Source organism: Saccharothrix tamanrassetensis (genome assembly GCF_014203665.1).
GTDB lineage: Bacteria > Actinomycetota > Actinomycetes > Mycobacteriales > Pseudonocardiaceae > Actinosynnema > Actinosynnema tamanrassetense.
The window spans coordinates 118461-135844 of the sequence record NZ_JACHJN010000009.1; the positions used below are offsets into that span (position 1 = coordinate 118461).

The 17384-nt window shown below is 71.2% G+C and carries 20 protein-coding genes and 1 tRNA gene; 13 read left to right on the top strand and 8 right to left on the bottom strand.

What is annotated here, in order from left to right; all coding sequences use genetic code 11:
- Positions 1 to 144: 144 nt before the first annotated feature.
- Positions 145 to 1257 (top strand): hypothetical protein, encoded by a 1113-nt coding sequence (locus FHS29_RS26495; protein WP_184695052.1) that lies wholly within the window; start codon positions 145 to 147, stop codon positions 1255 to 1257.
- Here the strand turns inward: FHS29_RS26495 and FHS29_RS26500 are convergent.
- The 4 genes from FHS29_RS26500 to FHS29_RS26515 form a co-directional block, all read right to left on the bottom strand.
- A complete protein-coding gene (locus FHS29_RS26500; RefSeq protein WP_184695054.1) occupies positions 1244 to 1654 on the bottom strand; it encodes a hypothetical protein in 411 nt (136 codons plus the stop codon). The genes FHS29_RS26495 and FHS29_RS26500 overlap by 14 nt on opposite strands.
- 106 nt (positions 1655 to 1760) lie before the next feature.
- Entirely contained in the window at positions 1761 to 2189 is a 429-nt protein-coding gene (locus tag FHS29_RS26505; protein ID WP_184695506.1) for an OsmC family protein, read from the bottom strand.
- A gap of 75 nt (positions 2190 to 2264) precedes the next feature.
- Positions 2265 to 2337 (bottom strand) — tRNA-Gly (locus FHS29_RS26510).
- A 27-nt stretch (positions 2338 to 2364) separates the two neighbouring features.
- Positions 2365 to 2763 carry a DUF7674 family protein gene (locus tag FHS29_RS26515; protein WP_184695056.1) on the bottom strand — a complete coding sequence of 133 codons (399 nt, stop codon included), beginning with the start codon at positions 2761 to 2763 and terminating at the stop codon, positions 2365 to 2367.
- A gap of 248 nt (positions 2764 to 3011) precedes the next feature.
- Here FHS29_RS26515 and FHS29_RS26520 point away from each other — a divergent pair, with 248 nt between their 5' ends.
- From FHS29_RS26520 to FHS29_RS26535, 4 genes are all read left to right on the top strand, one after another.
- A complete protein-coding gene (locus FHS29_RS26520) occupies positions 3012 to 4346 on the top strand; it encodes a sigma-70 family RNA polymerase sigma factor (protein WP_184695058.1) in 1335 nt (444 codons plus the stop codon).
- 99 nt (positions 4347 to 4445) lie between these two features.
- On the top strand, positions 4446 to 4880 hold the full coding sequence (locus tag FHS29_RS26525; protein ID WP_184695060.1) for a DUF983 domain-containing protein: 435 nt from the start codon (positions 4446 to 4448) through the stop codon (positions 4878 to 4880).
- A gap of 58 nt (positions 4881 to 4938) precedes the next feature.
- Positions 4939 to 5802 (top strand): Fpg/Nei family DNA glycosylase, encoded by an 864-nt coding sequence (locus FHS29_RS26530; protein ID WP_184695062.1) that lies wholly within the window; start codon positions 4939 to 4941, stop codon positions 5800 to 5802.
- 206 nt (positions 5803 to 6008) lie between these two features.
- A complete protein-coding gene (locus FHS29_RS26535) occupies positions 6009 to 7268 on the top strand; it encodes a sensor histidine kinase (protein WP_184695064.1) in 1260 nt (419 codons plus the stop codon).
- Between the two features lie 496 nt (positions 7269 to 7764).
- Here the strand turns inward: FHS29_RS26535 and FHS29_RS26540 are convergent, their stop codons facing one another.
- Positions 7765 to 7932: a hypothetical protein gene (locus FHS29_RS26540; protein ID WP_184695066.1), complete on the bottom strand. Its 168-nt coding sequence runs from the start codon at positions 7930 to 7932 to the stop codon at positions 7765 to 7767.
- A 53-nt stretch (positions 7933 to 7985) separates the two neighbouring features.
- Between FHS29_RS26540 and FHS29_RS26545 the strand changes: the two genes are divergently transcribed.
- From FHS29_RS26545 to FHS29_RS26580, 8 genes are all read left to right on the top strand, one after another.
- Positions 7986 to 8852 (top strand): S49 family peptidase, encoded by an 867-nt coding sequence (locus FHS29_RS26545; protein ID WP_184695069.1) that lies wholly within the window; start codon positions 7986 to 7988, stop codon positions 8850 to 8852.
- A gap of 64 nt (positions 8853 to 8916) precedes the next feature.
- Entirely contained in the window at positions 8917 to 9771 is an 855-nt protein-coding gene (locus FHS29_RS26550; RefSeq protein ID WP_184695071.1) for a LytR/AlgR family response regulator transcription factor, read from the top strand.
- Positions 9768 to 10208 carry a hypothetical protein gene (locus FHS29_RS26555; protein WP_184695073.1) on the top strand — a complete coding sequence of 147 codons (441 nt, stop codon included), beginning with the start codon at positions 9768 to 9770 and terminating at the stop codon, positions 10206 to 10208. The genes FHS29_RS26550 and FHS29_RS26555 overlap by 4 nt, the downstream gene beginning before the upstream one ends.
- Positions 10205 to 12004 carry a sodium/solute symporter gene (locus tag FHS29_RS26560; protein WP_184695075.1) on the top strand — a complete coding sequence of 600 codons (1800 nt, stop codon included), beginning with the start codon at positions 10205 to 10207 and terminating at the stop codon, positions 12002 to 12004. Before FHS29_RS26555 ends, FHS29_RS26560 begins: the two co-directional genes overlap by 4 nt.
- A 444-nt stretch (positions 12005 to 12448) precedes the next feature.
- Entirely contained in the window at positions 12449 to 12805 is a 357-nt protein-coding gene (locus FHS29_RS26565; RefSeq protein ID WP_184695077.1) for a DUF485 domain-containing protein, read from the top strand.
- Positions 12802 to 14391, top strand: coding sequence for a monocarboxylic acid transporter (locus FHS29_RS26570; protein ID WP_184695080.1), 1590 nt, complete (start codon positions 12802 to 12804; stop codon positions 14389 to 14391). The genes FHS29_RS26565 and FHS29_RS26570 overlap by 4 nt, the downstream gene beginning before the upstream one ends.
- Before the next feature lie 141 nt (positions 14392 to 14532).
- A complete protein-coding gene (locus tag FHS29_RS26575; RefSeq protein ID WP_312865110.1) occupies positions 14533 to 14841 on the top strand; it encodes a rhodanese-like domain-containing protein in 309 nt (102 codons plus the stop codon).
- Between the two features lies 1 nt (position 14842).
- Positions 14843 to 15745, top strand: a complete 903-nt coding sequence (locus FHS29_RS26580; protein WP_184695084.1) for a DUF4328 domain-containing protein — start codon at positions 14843 to 14845, stop codon at positions 15743 to 15745.
- Positions 15746 to 15875: 130 nt separating this feature from the next.
- Here the strand turns inward: FHS29_RS26580 and FHS29_RS26585 are convergent, their stop codons facing one another.
- The 3 genes from FHS29_RS26585 to FHS29_RS26595 all read right to left on the bottom strand — a co-directional run bounded on the left by FHS29_RS26585 (position 15876) and on the right by FHS29_RS26595 (position 17339).
- Entirely contained in the window at positions 15876 to 16283 is a 408-nt protein-coding gene (locus tag FHS29_RS26585) for a hypothetical protein (RefSeq protein ID WP_184695086.1), read from the bottom strand.
- A 95-nt stretch (positions 16284 to 16378) separates the two neighbouring features.
- On the bottom strand, positions 16379 to 16837 hold the full coding sequence (locus FHS29_RS26590; RefSeq protein ID WP_184695088.1) for a hypothetical protein: 459 nt from the start codon (positions 16835 to 16837) through the stop codon (positions 16379 to 16381).
- Positions 16830 to 17339, bottom strand: a complete 510-nt coding sequence (locus FHS29_RS26595) for a SigE family RNA polymerase sigma factor (protein WP_184695090.1) — start codon at positions 17337 to 17339, stop codon at positions 16830 to 16832. The genes FHS29_RS26590 and FHS29_RS26595 overlap by 8 nt, the downstream gene beginning before the upstream one ends.
- Positions 17340 to 17384: the final 45 nt, after the last annotated feature.

Here is a 17384-nt window from a genome sequence, read left to right on the forward strand (position 1 = left end):
GCTCACGTTGCGTTCGAAGGACTCCCACGGACCTGCCCGGTGTGGAATCCCGACGGTCCTGGAGACGAGCAGGGTGGCCCCCGGCGTGGGGCCACCCTTCAGTTCCTCTTGGTGAGGAGCGTCGGTCCGACGATCCGTCGTGCGATGCGGCGCAGCTTGCTGCGGGACGTGGGCTGCGCGGGTTCCGGTTTCGCCGGTGCGGCTGCGGTGGGCTCGGCCGGCGGGGCCGGGGTGACGGGTTCGGCCGCTGGTGCCGGGGCGATCGTCGGTGCTGCCGGGGTGATCGCGGTCGTCGGCGTGGGTGCTGCCGATGGGGCTTCGGTGACCGGTTCGGGTTCGACGGTCGGGGCGAACATGTCGATGGGGGTGGCGACCGGCGCGGGGATGGGTGGTGCTGATGCGGCAGGCCCGGACATGGCCGGCTTGGACGCAGTTGCGGAGGCAATTGCGGAGGCGGCAGGTGCGGGTGCGGGTGCGGAGGCGGCAGGTGTGGCGGCCGTCGACACAGCGATAGCCGTCGACACAGCGGGTGCGGGCGATGCGGCGTCGGTGGGTGTGGCCGCGGTGTCCGGCGCCTTCGGTGCGAGCGCGGGGGCCGGTGCGGTGGTCGTCGCCGGGGCGAAGGTGATCGTCGGAGCAGCAGCAGCAGCGACGTCGGCGCGTGCGACGGCTGCGGCGGTGGATCCGTTGGACGTGGCGGTGGATTGCTTCGGGACCTCGGGCGCCGCCGTGGGCGGTGCGGTCGGCTTGGTCTGGGTCGGCTTGGCCTGGGTGAGACTGCCTTGGGCGGTCTTGGCCTGGGTCGGCTTGCCCTGGGTGAGATTGCCCTGGGTGGGCTTCGGCTGGCCGGGTGCCACCGTCGTGGCGCCTGATGCTGCGGTGTTCCGCACCTCGGTGCGCTTCGCGGGAGCGCGTTCGGTGGTCACCGAAGCGGCGGTCCTGGCGGCGGGTGCGGTGGCGAGGACGCCGGACATCGTGCCCGGCTTCGTCGCGGTCGCGGTCGCGGATACCGCGGCCGGCGCGGTCGCGGTGAGGACCGGCATGGCGGCGGTCGTCAGGAAGCCGGACAGGGCGGTCGGTTTCGCGCTCGCGGAGGCGATCACGGTGGCCGGTACGGGCTTGATGCGGAGGGTGGCTGCGTCGTTGCTCGGCTGGAACTTGCTCTGCGGGGGCTGGTCAGGCTCCTGGCTGAACGTCACGCGGCGATCTTGCCAAACCACGCACGGTGATTCCAGGCGGGGAATCAGCAAAAGATGAGACCGCACGACCTCGTCGTCGTGGTGGTCGTCGTCCTGCGGGTCGTCGTGGTGGTGGTCGGCCTGGTAGTGGTGGTCGTCGGCCGGGCCGTGGTGGTGGTCGTCACCGTGGTGGTGGTGCTCGTCACGTCGGACGCCGTGGTGGTCGTGGTCGACGTCGTCGTGCCCGACGTGGTGCCGGAGCGGGAGGAAGGCGAACCGGCCGCGGTCGTCGCGGTCGTCGTGGTGGCGCGGCCGGGCTGGGAGCTGCCGGTCACGACGACCACGTCCGCGCCGCCCGCCGGCTGGATCGCTTGGGGCGCTTCGACCAACGTCCCGTGGAGGAACAGCGCGGCGATGGCGGCGCCGATCAGGGCACCCACGGCGAGTCGCGCCGCGCCGCCCCCTGCGGTGAGCATTGGCACTGACTACCGGCCCCCGCTCGACCGGGTCAAATCGTTCTGGCGAGTCGGTACCGGCTCGTCACCCGCGGCAGCGAGCCGGTACCGCGTCAAGCGCTCCCGCTCACTCCGCGAGTTCCGCCGTGAGCGTGATCGTGGTGCCGGCCAACGCCTGGCTGACCGGGCAGTTCTGCTTCGCGTTCTCGGCGGCCTCGGCGAACGCCGCGGCGTCCAGGCCGGGCACCGCCGCCCGCACGGTCAGGTGGATGCCGGTGATACCGGTACCCGGCTGGAAGGTGACCTCGGCCGAGGTGTCGACCCGCGTCGGCGGGGTGCCCGCCTGCGCCAGGCCGTGCGACAGCGCCATCGAGTAGCACGACGAGTGCGCCGCCGCGATGAGCTCCTCGGGGCTGGTCTTGCCGTTCGCCTCTTCGGCGCGGGACGGCCAGGACACCGCGTAGGAACCGATGCCGGACGACTCCAGCGTCACGGTTCCGCTGCCCTGGAGCAGGTTGCCTTCCCAGTGCGTGGTCGCCTTGCGCGTGGTGGCCATGTGCGAAGTCTCCATGTCGACGTGGGATCCCTGACATGCGAAAAGGCCCCGGCGTGAACCGAGGCCTTCTCACCGAGCGGATGACGAGACTCGAACTCGCGACCCTCACCTTGGCAAGGTGATGCGCTACCAACTGCGCTACATCCGCCTGACACCGACAACTATAGCGGACGGCTCAAACCGCATTCCGATCGGGGGGTGGTGCTGTCGCCAACAACCGGTCGACCTCGGACAACCGCTCGGCCGGCCAGCGCCACTCCCACAGCGGCCGCACCTTCGCCACCACCTCCGGCGGCAGCCAGGGCGCCACCTCGTCGCGCAGCTCCCACTCGTCGAACACGTGCTCGTAGAAGCTGACCACGGACGCGTTGGACAGGAACTGCTCGGGCTGCCGGAAGCACCAGTGCGCGAAGCCGTAGACCCGGCGCAGCACGTCGTCGTCGCCGGCCCGGTGCGCCTCCGCGGCCAGCTGCCACAGCTCCGACAGGAACACGTGGCACGACCAGGATTCGCGCTCGACGACCGCGCTCAGTTCGGGAAGAAGGGCGGAAGCCCTTGTGCGCCAATCGCCCACGCGGCAGGACACTACCGGTCGAACGGACCAGTGTGACGGGGCCGCCCATCACCTGACGCCTACCCGTGACCGGTCCGTCACCGGCTGCTAGCGGTGCGCCTTGCGATACCCAGCGTGGTCCGCTGAGCCGAACAGCCCACGTCGAACGTAGGTTCTTCGGTCTCGGGTCGCTATCACTTCGGGGCGGTTCGATCCAGCTGTGGCATCTTGACCTCGGAACACGAGCGGGGCGGGAGGTGCCGGGCGGGATGGCCGGAGATGCCGATTTCGACCGGGAACTGCTCGCCAGGGTCAGGTCCGGTGACGACTCGGCGTTCGGTGAGCTGTTCTCCCGGCACGCGGACGCGGTGCGCCGGTTCGCCCTCCGGCACGTCCGTGAACACGCCGAGGCCGACGACCTGACCGCCGAGGCGTTCTTCCGCGTGCTCCAGGCGATCCGCCGGGGCACCGGGCCCACCGACCACGTCCGCACCTACCTGCTGACCGTCGCGCGCCGGGTGGCGTGGGAGTGGAGCGGGCGGCGGCGGGACGTGCCGGTGGAGGACGAGGAGCTCTCGCGCCGGGTCGAGCCGTTCCCCGACGTCACCGCCTCGCGCCCCGAGCAGGCGCTGATCTCGCGGGCGTTCACCAGCCTCCCGGAGCGCTGGCGGACCGTGCTGTGGCAGGTGGAGGTGGAGGGTGAGCGACCCGCCGCCGTGGCACCGAGCTTCGGCCTGAGCCCGAACGCGATGGCCGCGCTGGCCCGGCGGGCCCGCGAAGGCCTGCGTGCCGCCTACCTCCAGGCGCACCTGTCGGAGGACGCCGGGCCGCGCGCGTGCAGTTCCGTGGTGGCCAAGCTGGGCACCTACACGGCGGGCGGCGTGCAGGGCGCGGAGCAGCGGCGGATCCGCAAGCACCTGCAGACCTGCTCGTCCTGCAACTCCCTGCACGCGGAGCTGACCGAGGTGTGCTCGACGCTGCGGGCCCACGCGGCGAGCGTCGCGGTGCCGGTGGCCGCGACCGCGCTGCTGGGTCCGGCTGTGCTCGGCAAGGCCGCGTGGCTGACCGGGCGGGTGAAGCTGGTGCTGGCGGCCTCCGCTTCGGCTGCCGCCGTGGGCCTGTTCGGGGTGTTGGCGGGCGCGTTCACCGGGGGACCGGGTCCGGGGCTGATCCAGCCCGGTCCGAACGGGTCGAACGGCGACAACGTGCTGGCGCTGTGCTCCACGGGCGTGACCGTCACCGGCACGGCGACCAGCGAGACGTCGCCGGCCGCGCCGCCCGTGCAGCAGGTCCACCACCCCAAGCCGGTGACCCCGGTGGTCACGCAGCCCGGCCGGACGGTCGTCGTGACGCCGTCCCAGGTGCCGGTGCAGGCCGCGCCGCCGCCCGTGGAAACGACCCGCACCAGCGAGTTCCGGATGCTCGAAGAGCCGACGGGCGAGCCCTCGACCACCACCACGACGATCACCACCACGACCACCACGACGGCCACGACCGTCACCGAGCCGCCGCGGACCGTGCTGATCAGCACCACGACGACGCCGGTCGTCACGCCCACCACCGTGACGCTGCACCCGACCGCCGCCGCCATGGAAGCGGTCTGATCACGGCCCGCTACCGCCGGGTTCACCCCCTGGTCGCAGGGATTTGCCGGTAGCGTTGTGGTCGCGGAAGTGATCACACGACGTCTTGAGGAGACGGTGATGACGCGGCTGGTGCGCGGTGCGGACGGCCGGATGTGGACGGTGCGCAGCCAGATCGAGTGGCGCAACCCGTCCGCCGATGCCGACTTCGAACACGATGTGAGCGGCGGACACGGTCCGGGCGTGCTGATGCTCGCGATCGTCGTCGTCATGTCGGTGATCCTGGTGGCCTGGACACCCGAGGAAGTCGTGGTGCCCGGCTGGCTGATCTTCGCGCTCGTCCTGGTGTTCCTGTTCTTCCCGGCCCGCTGGGCGGTGCGCCGGCCGTGGCTGGTGGCGGCCGAGTCCAAGAAGACCGACGAACTGCCGCCGGAGCGCTGGGTCGGCTCGGTGCGCGGGGTCCTGACCGTGCGCAACGAGGTGGCCAACGTGGCGCGCAAGATCGAGATGTACTCGCTGCCGGACCTGGACGGGCCGTTGCAGCCGGTGGACTGAGGGCCGGCCGAGGGCGGTCGAGGTCGACTGATCGGGGTTTCCGGGTGACACTGTCCGGGTGCCGGAACTACCCGAGGTCGAGGCGCTGGCCGACCACCTGCGCGAGCACGCCGTCGGCCGTGCCGTGCACCGCGTCGACGTGGCGTCGTTGCAGGTCCTGAAGACGTTCACGCCGCCGTGGACCGACCTGCAAGGCCGTCCGGTGACGGCCGCGGGCCGGTTCGGCAAGCACCTGGATCTGGACTGCGACGGGCTGCACCTGGTCGTGCACCTCGCGCGCGCCGGTTGGCTGCGCTGGTCGGACACGCTGTCGGCGGCGCCGCTGAAGCCCGGCAAGGGGCCGCTGGCGCTGCGCGTCCACCTCGGACCGCCGGGGCAGGGACCGGGGTTCGACCTGACCGAGGCGGGCACCAAGAAGGGGCTCGCGGCGTGGATCACCCCCGACCCGCAGACCGTGCCGGGGATCGCCCGGCTCGGACCGGACGCGCTGAGCGTGTCCCGGGCGCGGCTGGGTGAGCTGTTCGCGGGGCGGACCGAACGGCTGAAGACCGCGTTGACCGACCAGACGCTGATGGCGGGCGTCGGCAACGCGTACTCCGACGAGATCATGCACACCGCCAGGCTGTCGCCCTACGCGACGGCCGGGAAGCTGACCGACGAGGCCCTGGACCGGCTGCACGAGGCGCTGGTCGGCGTGCTGACCGACGCGGTGGCGCGGTCGGTGGGCCAGTCGGCGGCGCGGCTCAAGGGCGAGAAGCGGTCCGGGCTGCGCGTGCACGCCCGCACCGGCCTGCCGTGCCCGGTGTGCGGCGACACCGTGCGCGAGGTGTCGTTCGCGGACAAGGCGTTCCAGTACTGCCCGACCTGCCAGACCGGCGGCAAACCGCTGGCCGACCGGCGGATGTCCCGGCTGCTCAAGTAGCTCACCTGCGCGGAGAGTGACACATCGGGTGGAAAGTCACCCGATGGGGGAAGTGTGCGCACACATTGGTGACGTTGAGTGCGAACAGGTCGGTGGCGAACAGCTTCTCGCTGACAGCGCGCACCGCTTGATGCGGCTCGAATTCATCGGATGTCTACCTGTTCCGGTAGACCACCCCTTGCCGAGAGAGCACCGGACGGCACAGCATGGACGCCGTGCGTGACCTCCTGAGCCAGCGCGCGGTGCTCGGTGTCATCGCGACCTTGGCCGTACTGGGCCTCTTCGTGATGCTGTGCCGCGCCCGCCGGGTGAGCACGTCGGTCGAAGACGCGGTGATGGACATGCTGCACAGGATGTCCAAAGCGTCTGCTGACCTGCGGGAAGGGCTCACCCAAGACGCGGCGGACAAAGCCACCCCGCACCTGCGCGAGATGCTGCGGTGCGTCGCGGTCGGCATCACCGACCACGACGGCACCCTGCTGTCGTGGGACGGCGGGGCCAACGACCACTACGAATTCCTGCGCCCCTACATAGAAAGGGCGATCGGCGAGTGCCACAAGGAGCACGTCGAACATCGGAAGCTTGACTGCGAGCTACCCGGACCTTGCTCGCTGCACTCGGCGGTCATCGTGCCGCTCATCGTGGAGTCCGAGGTCGCCGGGACGCTCATCGTGGTGAGCGGCGTGGCGAACAAGCGGCAGATCCGGATGGCCGAGGAGACCGCGCGGTTCGTCTCGACGCAGTTGGAGCTGGAGGTGTTGCAGAAGTCCCGGCAGGCGTTGGCGCAAGCGGAGGTCCGGGCGCTGCGGGCGCAGATCTCGCCGCACTTCGTGTACAACGCGCTGAACACGATCTCGTCGCTGATCCGGACCGACCCGTCGCACGCGCGGGAGCTGCTGCAGGAGTTCGCCGAGTTCACCCGCTACTCGTTCCGGACCGACGGCTTCTTCACCACGTTGGCCGACGAGCTCACCAACATCCACCGCTACCTGACGATCGAACAGGCGCGGTACGGGCCGAGGCTCAACGTCCGGCTGAAGATCGCGCCCGAGGTGCTCCAGGTCGTCCTGCCGTTCCTGGTGCTGCAACCGCTGGTGGAGAACGCCGTCCGGCACGGGCTGGCGAAGAAGCCGGGCGGCGGGCTGCTGACGATCATCGCGGAGGACAACGGGGCCGAGGCGCTGATCTCGGTCGAGGACGACGGCCTGGGCATGGACCCGGACAGGCTGTTCGAGGACCTCAAGGACGCCCACCAGACCGGCGCGCACGTCGGCCTGGGCAACATCAACCACCGCATGAGGGCCGTCTTCGGCGACGACTACGCCCTGGTGGTCGAGACCGCGCCCGACGCCGGCATGAAGATCATCCTCAAGGTGCCGAAGTACTCGCCGGGTGTCCGCACCAACCTCCCACTGCTGCCGCCCAGGTTGGAGGAGACTTCGGAGCAGCCGGTGGTGCGCGCCTGAGGGTCGGGTCCGAGGGCTCGCGCCTGAGGTCTGGGCGGAGGGTTCGTGCCTGAGGTCTTCACCGGCACCCCCGGAAGCACCTCCTGGAACGCACCCCCTGGAACGCACCCCTGAAAGTGCCCTTGGAAAGCGCCCAAGATGATCACCCGATCGAGCGAAGGATTTCGGGCACTTTCACGGCGCGGATTTCGTTGCCGTAAACGTAAGGAAGCGGCCCCCACGGCGAGGCACTACCCGGCGGCCGGCGAAGTGGCTTTGGCGCGCCCCCTCGATCCAGCAAGGTCCGAATGGCGTCGGGCACCGGCCGGCGATCGGGAGGCACCGGCCGGCAACCGGAAGGCCTGGATGGCGTCGGGCACCGGCCGGCCCGGATGGCACCAAGCGGCCGGAGGGCGTGCGAGCGGCGGATGGCGTGCGAGCAGCGGAAGGCAGCGGGTCTGCCGGGTCTGCGGGAAAAGGCGCCCGGTCTGCGGCGGAGGGCGTCGGGCCCGGAGAGTCAGGCGGCGGCCACGGCCAGAGCGGTGACGATCATGACGGCGCAGACCGACCAGATGATCCACATCCAGTAGATGTGCATGGAGGTGGGGCCGTCCGCGTTCTGCCGGCCTCGGTCGTCCCACCACTCGACGTAGCGTTCCAGCCACCGGATCGGGTTGAACGTCACCGGCCGATGTTAGCTCCGCCTCCTCCTCCCCGGAGCACACGTAAGGTCGGTGCATGAGCGTCTCGGACAAGATCGCGGCCCGGCTGCCCAGGATCGTCAGTGACCGCGCCGAGCGTGGACCGGTGGTGGCCGCGGTCCGGCTGCACGGCGTGATCACGCCGACCCCCACCCCGATGGCTCGCAACACGATCAACATGCAGACCGTCGAGACCGCCCTGACCCGTGCGTTCGACCACGACCGCCTGGTCGCGGTCGCGCTGCTGATCAACTCGCCGGGTGGCGCGCCGACGCAGTCCGCGCTGGTCGCGGAGCGGATCCGGGAGTTGGCCGGCAAGAAGAAGGTGCCGGTCCTCGCCTTCTGCGAAGACCTGGCCGCGTCCGGCGGCTACTGGCTGGCCTGCGCCGCCGACGAGATCTACGCGCACGGCACGTCCCTGGTCGGCTCGATCGGCGTGGTCAGCGCCGGGTTCGGGCTCAACGGGTTGCTGGAGCGCCACGGTGTCGAGCGCCGCGTCTACACCGCCGGCGAGCACAAGGTGCGGCTCGACCCGTTCCGGCCGGAGAAGCCCGAGGACGTCGAGTGGCTGAAGGGCCTGCACACCGACCTGCACGCCCAGTTCGCCGCGTGGGTGAAGCAGCGGCGCGGGCCGAAGTTGCAGGGGGACGACGAGACGCTGTTCACCGGCGAGATCTGGACCGGGGCGAAGGCGCACGAACTGGGTCTGGTGGACGGGCTGGGCACGCTCCGCTCGGTCGTCGCCAAGCGGTACCCGGACGCGGACATCGCGATCGCGGAGCCGCGCCGGCCGCTGTTGGCGCGGCTCGGGCTGGCCGGTAGCACCACCCGATCGGGGGACTTCCTGCCGGCCGCGCTGGCGGCGCTGGAGGAGCGGGCGCGCTGGTCGCGATTCGGCTTGTGACCCCGGGCGTGAGGTCACGGTCGCGTCGACTCCGGGGAGTCCACGTAGACACGGGCCCGCGTGGATGGGCAAGATGCGCGGCACAGTGAGTACCCAGGACAACACCGGCCTCCTCGTTCTGGCGGTGGACGACGAGGCACCCGGTTTGAGCGAGATCAAGTACCTGCTCGAGAGCAGCCCGCACATTCGGCGTGTGCTCACCGCCTTCGACGCGGCCGAGGCCCTGCGCATCCTCCGGGGTGACTACGACCCCGAGGTGATGGACCGCACCCGCGCCGGGCTGCCGCCGGTCGACGCGGTGTTCGCCGACATCAACATGCCCGGCTTGTCCGGCACGGACCTGGCCCGCGTGCTCGGCGCGTTCCGCGCGCCGCCCGCCCTGGTCTTCGTGACCGGTGTCGAGCACTCCGAGGCGGTGGTGGCGTTCGAAGTGGGTGCGCTGGACTTCGTGACCAAGCCGATCAACGAGGACCGCATCAACAAGGCGATCTCGCGGGTCGTCGAACGGGTCGCGGTGACGCCCGCGGTCACGCCGGAGCCGGCTCCGCAGGAACCCACCGACGACGAGGTCATCCCGGTGGAGCTGGGTGGCACCATCAAGCTCGTGCCCCGGGCCAGCGTCCGGTACGTCGAGGCGCAGGGCGACTACGCGCGCCTGCACACCAACGACGGCCAGAGCCACCTGGTGCGCATCCCGCTCGCCCAGCTCGAAGAGCGCTGGGAGAACGCCGGGTTCGTGCGCATCCACCGCTCGTTCCTGGTGGCGCTGCCGCTGGTGACCGAGCTGCGGATGACGTCGAACGGCTACGCGGTGGTGATCGGCTCGGGCGAGGGCGCCAAGGAGCTGCCGGTGAGCCGGCGGCACACCCGCGAGCTGAAGGAGCGGATCGTCCGGCCGCCCAAGAGCAGCTGGGGATGAGCAAGCACTCCGGCCCGCCGGGGCAGCCCGACCAGCCGCAGCCAGGGGAGCGGGATGCCTGGCTGTCGGTCGCGGCGCGGAAGAACCGCCGGCGCCGGGTGGTGCTGGCCGACCCGCGCGGCCGGGGCCGGGTGTTGCGCACGATCATCGAGCTGGAGGAGCAGACCAGCGTCGGCGAGAAGCTGATCCGCGACCTGATCAGGCAGCAGCTGAGGGCGGCGTTCCTGTTGGGCGGCGGCACGTTGACGCTGCTCGCCCTGCTGCCGCTGGTGTTCTACCTGGTGCCCGCGCTGGGTGACGTCGAGCTGGCCGGGGTGCGGCTGCCGTGGCTGCTGCTGGGCGTCCTGCCGTTCCCGCTCTGCTACGGCGCGGGCTACGCGTACCGAAGACTCGCGGAATCCCACGAGCACGACTTCGTGAGCTCGGTGGACCGGTGATCCAGAACCTGTGGAGCCTGGGGTTGGTCGTGGTCGTCGCGGCGATCACGTTCCTGCTGGGCTACGTGGGTTCCCGGCGGGCCAACACCACGCCGGACTTCCTGGTGGCACGTCGGGCGATCCCGGCGACCCGCAACGCGGCGGCCATCTCCGGCGAGTACCTGTCCGCCGCGTCGTTCCTCGGTGTCGCGGGCCTGGTGCTCAAGGACGGCATCGACGCGCTCTGGTACCCGATCGGCTTCACCGCCGGCTACCTGGCGCTGATGCTGTTCGTGGCCGCGCCGCTGCGCCGGTCCGGGGCGTACACGCTGCCGGACTTCGCCGAGGCCCGGCTGGGGTCGACGAACCTGCGCCGGTTCTGCACGTTCTTCGTGATCTGCATCGGCGTGCTGTACCTGGTGCCGCAGCTGCAGTCGGCCGGCCTGACGCTGAACACGATCACCGGGCTGCCCGCGTGGCTGGGTGGCGTGGTGGTGACGGTGATCGTCGTGGTGAACGTGCTGGGCGGCGGGATGCGGGCGATCACGCTGGTCCAGGCGTTCCAGTACTGGGGCAAGCTGTTCGCGATCGCCGCGCCGACGTTCGTGCTGTTCGCGGTGTTCCTGGCGGGGCCGGGCAACGGGGCGCAGGAGGTGGACGACGCCGGCGTGCTGCGGTTCCACAAGGAGGTGTCGGTGACCACCACCGAGCAGGTCCGGGTGCGGGTCGAGGTGCCGATGGAGCTGAAGGCGGTCGGCCAGGTCAACGGGGGGCACGCGAACGGCGAGGTGTACTGGGGCACCGGCACGTACACCGTCGGCAAGGGCACCGAGCTGTGGTTCGAGAAGGGTTCGCCGGTGCCGGTGGTGGAGGACGCGCCGACCGACAACGCGCACTGGCTCAAGCCGCAGACCGGTGGCCTGGGCGGGCTGTTCGAGACGTACTCGCTGATCTTCGCCACGTTCCTGGGCACCATGGGCCTGCCGCACGTGCTGGTGCGGTTCTACACGAACCCGGACGGGAAGGCGGCCCGCCGCACGGCGCTGCACGTGCTGTACCTGCTGGGCCTGTTCTACATCTTCCCGACGGTGCTGGGCGTCATCTCCCGGCAGTACCTGCCGCACCTGCTGGTGACGGGCCAGACGGACGCGGCGGTGCTGCTGCTGCCGAGCACGATGCAGCCCAACGTGCTGGGGCAGGTGCTGGGCGCGATCGTGGCGGCGGGCGCGTTCGCGGCGTTCCTGTCCACGTCCTCGGGGTTGGTGGTGAGCGTCGCCGGGGTGGTGTCGACGGACATCCTGCCGGGGAAGGTGCGGGACTTCCGGTGGGCGACGGTGCTGACCGGCGCGGTGGCGATCGGCCTGGCGCTGGTGCTGCCCCGCTCGGACGCCTCGCTCACGGTGGCGATGTCGTTCGCGCTGGCCGCGTCCACGTTCTGCCCGCTGCTGGTGCTCGGGATCTGGTGGCGCGGCCTGACGTGGATGGGCGCCATCGCCGGGCTGGTGGTGGGCGGCGGCCTGGTCATCGGATCCCAGGTGGTGACCGTGGTCAGCTCCTACACCGGGGACTGGGCGCCTTCGGTGTTCTCGATGCCCGCCCTGATCACCGTGCCGGTGGCGTTCCTGACCATGGTGGCGATCAGCAAGCTGACCAGCCGGCAGCGCCCGGACGACGTGAGCCGGATCCTGCTCCGGTTCCACGCCCCCGACCCGCTGGGGTTCATGCGCGACCGGGACGTGCAGCGGTTCGGCACGGCCGAGGAGAAGGCCCGGCTGGCGGACGGCACGCGCCGCGACCCGCCCCAGCCGTGGAGCTAGCCCGCGTGGCGGTCGGCCCCGCGCGGGCCTCGTCGGGCCGAGGACGTCCCGGGACCGGTCGCCGTCATGGTCGACAGCGGTGTGTTCTTCGCCACGGGGCGTCGCGCCCCGCCGGGCGGGCGGTCGCGCCACCGGCTCCGGTCGGTAACCCGGCGGGGAGGCCGCGCCACCCGTTCAGCCCTGGCGATTGATCGGCGTTCAGTAGGGGGTGTCCCGATCGAGTGGTGGAAATCCAACCTATCGGGTCAAGGGTGATGTCAATCACCACCTGACTGCTCGTCTCAGCATTCCTACCGCTCATCGCATCACTCGACTGTTGAGCGCAAGTCCACGGTCGGGGTCTTTCAGGGGTGACCCACGTCTCCCTACGGTGCAGCGCGTATCGGAACGCACCAGGAGGGGTTACGTGGCGTTCACACCGTCGACAAGTGCGAGGAGGGGATCGTGAGCACCACCGAAGACGCCTCAGGCGGGGCCACCCCCGGCGGAGCGGCCCACGACTGGGCCGAGGTGCAGGCCAGTCCCGACTTCGTCGAACTCCGCCGCAGGCTGCGCAGCTTCGTGTTCCCCATGGCGGGGCTGTTCCTCGCCTGGTACCTGCTCTACGTCCTGCTCGCCGACTACGCCCACGACTTCATGTCGACCAAGGTGGTCGGCAACATCAACATCGGCCTGATCCTGGGGCTGCTCCAGTTCGTGTCGACGTTCCTGATCACCACCCTGTACGTGCGGCACGCCAACAAGCACCTCGACCCCCGGGCGGAAGCGATCCGCGAGAAGCTCGAAGGGGGTCCGGCGTGAACAACAGCAACGCCCTGCTCAACATCGGCATCTTCGGCGTCTTCGTGATCGCCACCCTGTTCGTGGTGGTGCGCGCCAGCCGGAACACCAAGACCGCCGCCGACTACCTCGCCGCCGGCCGCGCGTTCACCGGACCGCAGAACGGCATCGCGATCGCGGGCGACTACCTGTCCGCCGCGTCGTTCCTCGGCATCGCGGGCGCCATCGCGGTCAACGGCTACGACGGCTTCCTGTACTCGATCGGCTTCCTGGTCGCGTGGCTGGTGGCGCTGCTGCTGGTCGCCGAACTGCTGCGGAACACCGGCAAGTACACGATGGGCGACGTGCTGAGCTTCCGGATGCGGCAGCGCCCGGTGCGCGCGGCAGCGGCCACGTCGACCATGGTGGTGTCGTTCTTCTACCTGCTCGCGCAGATGGCCGGCGCGGGTGGCCTGGTGGCGCTGCTGCTGGGCATCTCCGACGGGCGCGGCCAGGCGCTGGTGATCGCCGTGGTCGGCGCGCTGATGATCGCCTACGTGCTGATCGGCGGCATGAAGGGCACCACGTGGGTGCAGATCATCAAGGCTGTGCTGCTGATCATCGGCGCGGGCGTGATGACCCTGTGGGTGCTGGCCAAGTTCGGCCTGAACGTGTCCGGGCTGCTCGGCGCGGCGGTGGAGAACGCGCCCAAGGCGGGCGAGAAGCTGCTCGGCCCCGGTCTCCAGTACGGCAAGACCGGCACCACGCAGCTCGACTTCCTGTCGCTGGCGCTGGCCCTCGTGCTGGGCACGGCCGGCCTGCCGCACATCCTGATGCGCTTCTACACCGTGCCCACCGCCAAGGAGGCCCGCCGCTCGGTGGTCTGGGCGATCTGGGTGATCGGCGTCTTCTACCTGTTCACGCTGATCCTCGGGTACGGCGCGGCGGCGCTGGTCGGCCCGGACAGGATCAACGCCGCGCCCGGTGGCGTGAACTCGGCGGCCCCGCTGCTGGCCGAGGCGCTGGGCGGCCCGCTGCTGCTGGGCCTGATCGCGGCGGTCGCGTTCGCCACCATCCTGGCCGTGGTGGCCGGTCTGACGATCACCGCGTCGGCGTCGTTCGCGCACGACATCTACGCCAACATCATCAAGAAGGGCGCGGCGGACGACAAGGACGCCGAGGTCAAGGTGGCGCGGCGGACCGCGGTCGTGATCGGCGTCGTGTCCATCCTCGGCGGCATCGCCGCGAACGGGCAGAACATCGCGTTCCTGGTGGCGCTGGCGTTCGCGGTGGCCGCGTCGGCGAACCTGCCGACCATCCTGTACTCGCTGTTCTGGAAGAAGTTCAACACCTCCGGCGCGCTGTGGTCGATCTACGGCGGCCTGACCGTGACGATCACGCTGATCGTCCTGTCGCCCGCGGTGTCCGGCAACGCCAAGGCGATGTTCCCGAACGCCGACTTCGACCTGTTCCCGCTGTCCAACCCCGGCATCGTGTCGATCCCGGTGGCGTTCTTCCTCGGCTGGCTCGGCACCGTGCTGTCCAAGGAGGACGACAAGGCGAAGTACGCCGAGATGGAGGTCCGCGCGCTGACCGGCGTGGGCGCGGAGAAGGCGGTCCCGCACTAGCGGTCGCGCACCGGTCGTGCCGTTCTCCGGCCGGACCTCCCCCTCGTGGTCACGGAGGGGGAGGCCCGGCCTTATCCCCCGCTTACCAGGTCGCATGGCAGCATTGGCACCGTGACCGTGCCAAGCGTTGAAGTGTCATCGGTGCCGCAGGAGCTCCCGCCCGGGAAAGTCCTGCTCGACGTGCGTGAAGCCGACGAGTGGGCGGCGGGCCACGCCCCCGGGGCGCTGCACATCCCGATGAGCGAGCTGGCGGGGCGGCTGGAGGAGCTGCCCGGCGACGGCGAGCTGTACGTGGTGTGCCGGGCGGGCAGCCGGTCCGCGCGGGTGACGCAGTACCTCAACGCCAACGGCTGGGACGCGACGAACGTGGACGGCGGGATGCTGGTGTGGGCCTCGGCCGGCAGGCCGCTGGTCGGGGAGATCGACGGCGCGGAGCCGGAGGTCGTCTGACATGACGCTCCAGCCGATGCGCGTGGACTGGGTGGCGACCCCGCCGCCCGGCGCCTACCCGCGCCGTCGGCCGGGAGCGCCGGCCCGCCCGTACACCGGCCCGCCGGCGTACCCGGTGCCGCCGAGGTGGGGCTTCCCGCTGCTGGCGTGGCGCTGGCCGACGTCCGTGGCGACGGACGGCGCGCCCACCGACTCGGTCGACCAGGCCCAGCGGCTGGCCCGCACCGCGTCGCACGCCCTCGGACTGGCCGGGCTGACCGCGCTGTGGGCGGCCGGCAGCGAGGTGTGGCGTTACGTCCTGCTGCTGCTCAGCCGCTACGGGGCGCTGTCGTCGACCACCGTGGACGTCTCGGACGCCATGGTGCGGGCCTCGTCGCTGGTGGCCGTCGTCGCCGGGATCGCGGGCCTGGTGCTCACGCTGCTGTGGCTGCGCCGGGCGCGCAGCGCGGCCGCGTCCGCCGCCGGCTACCGGCCGTCCCGATCGGACACCGAGGTCCTGGTGGGTGTCCTGGTGCCGGGGGTGAACCTCGTCGTGCCGGGTGCGGTCGCGGCGGAGTTGGAGCACGCGGCGTTGCGGCTGCCCGCCTCGGCCCGGCCGGTGCCGTCCCGGCTGGTGCGGTGGTGGTGGGGGCTGTGGGCGTTCACCGTGCTGTTCGTGACCTTCACCGTGGTGTGGTCGTTCCGGTCGAGTGTCCAGGCGTTGGCGGACGGGGTGCTGCTGCACGCCGTGTCCGACCTGCTGGGCGCCGCGGTGGCGTTCGTGACCGCCGTGGTGGTGCGCAGGCTCACCAACCTGCTGCTGCCGGTGCCCACGGAGGCGCTGAGGCGGATGCGGGTGGTGGACGTGAAGGACGCGCCCGAACCCGCCCTCCGCGCGATCCGGGCCAGCGGCTCGCCGCGCTAGGGACCGCGGCGAAGGGCTGTGGTGTCGGCCCCCAAGCCACGTCGCGACGGGACGCGCGCCACTCGGATCGCTGTCCGTACTGAAAGCGCCCCCGGCGAGCTGCCGGGGGCGTTTCCGCGTCGAGCCGGGACTACGGCGTGGACGCCTTGGTCGTGGTGAGCGTGGTGGCCGGGGACTCCGGCTTGATCGTGGTCTGGCCCGGGGTCGGGCTGGTGGTGGCGCTGCTGCTCGGACCGTCGTCCGGGCCGGTCGTCGTGGTCGGCTGCGGTTCGGCCGGGTACGAGTTGCCCGGGGTGTCCGGCTTCGTCGTGGTCCGGCTTACGGGCGGCGCGTCGGTGACGGTGCTGCTCGGACCGTCGTCCGGGCTGGTGGTGGCGCTGCTGACGACCGGTTCGGTGGTGGTGCTGATCGGCGGCTGCACCGTGGGGGACGTGTCGGCGATCGCCGTCATCGTGATGCCGCCGGCGGTCAGCACGCCGATGGCGACAGCGGCTGCGACGAGCGCGCGCCGGGAACGCAGCGCGTTGGGGAAACGCATGGGGAGTCCTCCTCGTTGGTGCGCACCGGATTCGCCGGTGTTCTCACGCCATTCCCATGCGGCTCGGCCTCGATTTGTTGCACCGCACCGGGAAATCAGCGGTCGCCGGCCGGGAACGTGGTGGTCGCCCCGACCGTGCCGACCGGCCGGGACGTGGTCGTGGTGGCGGAGGTCGATCCCGGATCGGTGGTGCGCGACCCCGGATCGGTGGTGCGCGACCCAGGATCGGTGGCGCTCGACTCCGGCTTGGTGGTGCTCGACCACACCGAGGGCGGCGGGCTCTCCGTCACCGCGGATCTCGGCGTCTGCGTCACGCTCGACGGGGGACGGGCCGGGTCGGACCGGTCGGGGCTGCCGTGCGGGATCAGGAACAGGCTCACCGCCACGACCGCCAGCACCGCAGCGGCCGAGGCCAGCGGGGCGTACCGGCGCAGCGCGCCGCGGCGTGGTCGGGCGCCCGCCCGTGCCCGGATCGCCGGGCCGGACAGGTGGGAGCGGACGCGGTCCGCGCGCCGGGCGAGCAGGCGGCGCAGCTCTTCCTCGGTGTCAGTCATGGCCCCTCCACGCGCGTTCCGGCACACCGATCGCCGACCTCAGCGCGGCCAGTCCGCGACTGACGTGGGACCGCACGGTGGGCAGGCGGCAGCTGAGGACCTCGGCGATCTCCGCGTCGGTGAGGTCCTCGTAGTAGCGCAGCACGACCGCCGCGCGCTGCTGCCGGGGCAGTTCCCGCAGCAGCCGCCACAGCCGTTCGTCCGGCTGGTCCCGGTGACGGTCGAAGTGCTCGCCCTCGGGCAGCTCCGGCACCGTCCGGATGTGCCGGGTGCTCCACCGCCGCCGCCACGACAGGTACTCGTTGGTGACGGCCCGCCGGACGTAGGCGTACGGCGACGCGGTGGAGCCGGCCAACTCGCCCCACCGCTGGTAGATCCGCACCAGCACCTCCTGGACCAGGTCCTCCGCGTCGGCTCTGCTGCCGGACAGCAGCACCGCGTACCGGACCAGCGCCTGCTGGTGCTCGTGGACGAACTGGTCGAACGACGCCGTGTCGTCCAATACCGGTCTCCGCTCGTTGTCGTGCGTGCGCACTCACTACACGCG

Bases quoted from the DNA above. Each gene is read 5' to 3' on its own strand.
- FHS29_RS26495 (WP_184695052.1), top strand. From the start codon at position 145: ATGCGGCGCAGCTTGCTGCGGGACGTGGGCTGCGCGGGTTCCGGTTTC.
- FHS29_RS26500 (WP_184695054.1), bottom strand. From the start codon at position 1,654: ATGCTCACCGCAGGGGGCGGCGCGGCGCGACTCGCCGTGGGTGCCCTG.
- FHS29_RS26505 (WP_184695506.1), bottom strand. From the start codon at position 2,189: ATGGCCACCACGCGCAAGGCGACCACGCACTGGGAAGGCAACCTGCTC.
- FHS29_RS26520 (WP_184695058.1), top strand. From the start codon at position 3,012: ATGGCCGGAGATGCCGATTTCGACCGGGAACTGCTCGCCAGGGTCAGG.
- FHS29_RS26525 (WP_184695060.1), top strand. From the start codon at position 4,446: ATGACGCGGCTGGTGCGCGGTGCGGACGGCCGGATGTGGACGGTGCGC.
- FHS29_RS26535 (WP_184695064.1), top strand. From the start codon at position 6,009: ATGGACGCCGTGCGTGACCTCCTGAGCCAGCGCGCGGTGCTCGGTGTC.
- FHS29_RS26545 (WP_184695069.1), top strand. From the start codon at position 7,986: ATGAGCGTCTCGGACAAGATCGCGGCCCGGCTGCCCAGGATCGTCAGT.
- FHS29_RS26550 (WP_184695071.1), top strand. From the start codon at position 8,917: ATGGGCAAGATGCGCGGCACAGTGAGTACCCAGGACAACACCGGCCTC.
- FHS29_RS26555 (WP_184695073.1), top strand. From the start codon at position 9,768: ATGAGCAAGCACTCCGGCCCGCCGGGGCAGCCCGACCAGCCGCAGCCA.
- FHS29_RS26580 (WP_184695084.1), top strand. From the start codon at position 14,843: ATGACGCTCCAGCCGATGCGCGTGGACTGGGTGGCGACCCCGCCGCCC.
- FHS29_RS26585 (WP_184695086.1), bottom strand. From the start codon at position 16,283: ATGCGTTTCCCCAACGCGCTGCGTTCCCGGCGCGCGCTCGTCGCAGCC.
- FHS29_RS26590 (WP_184695088.1), bottom strand. From the start codon at position 16,837: ATGACTGACACCGAGGAAGAGCTGCGCCGCCTGCTCGCCCGGCGCGCG.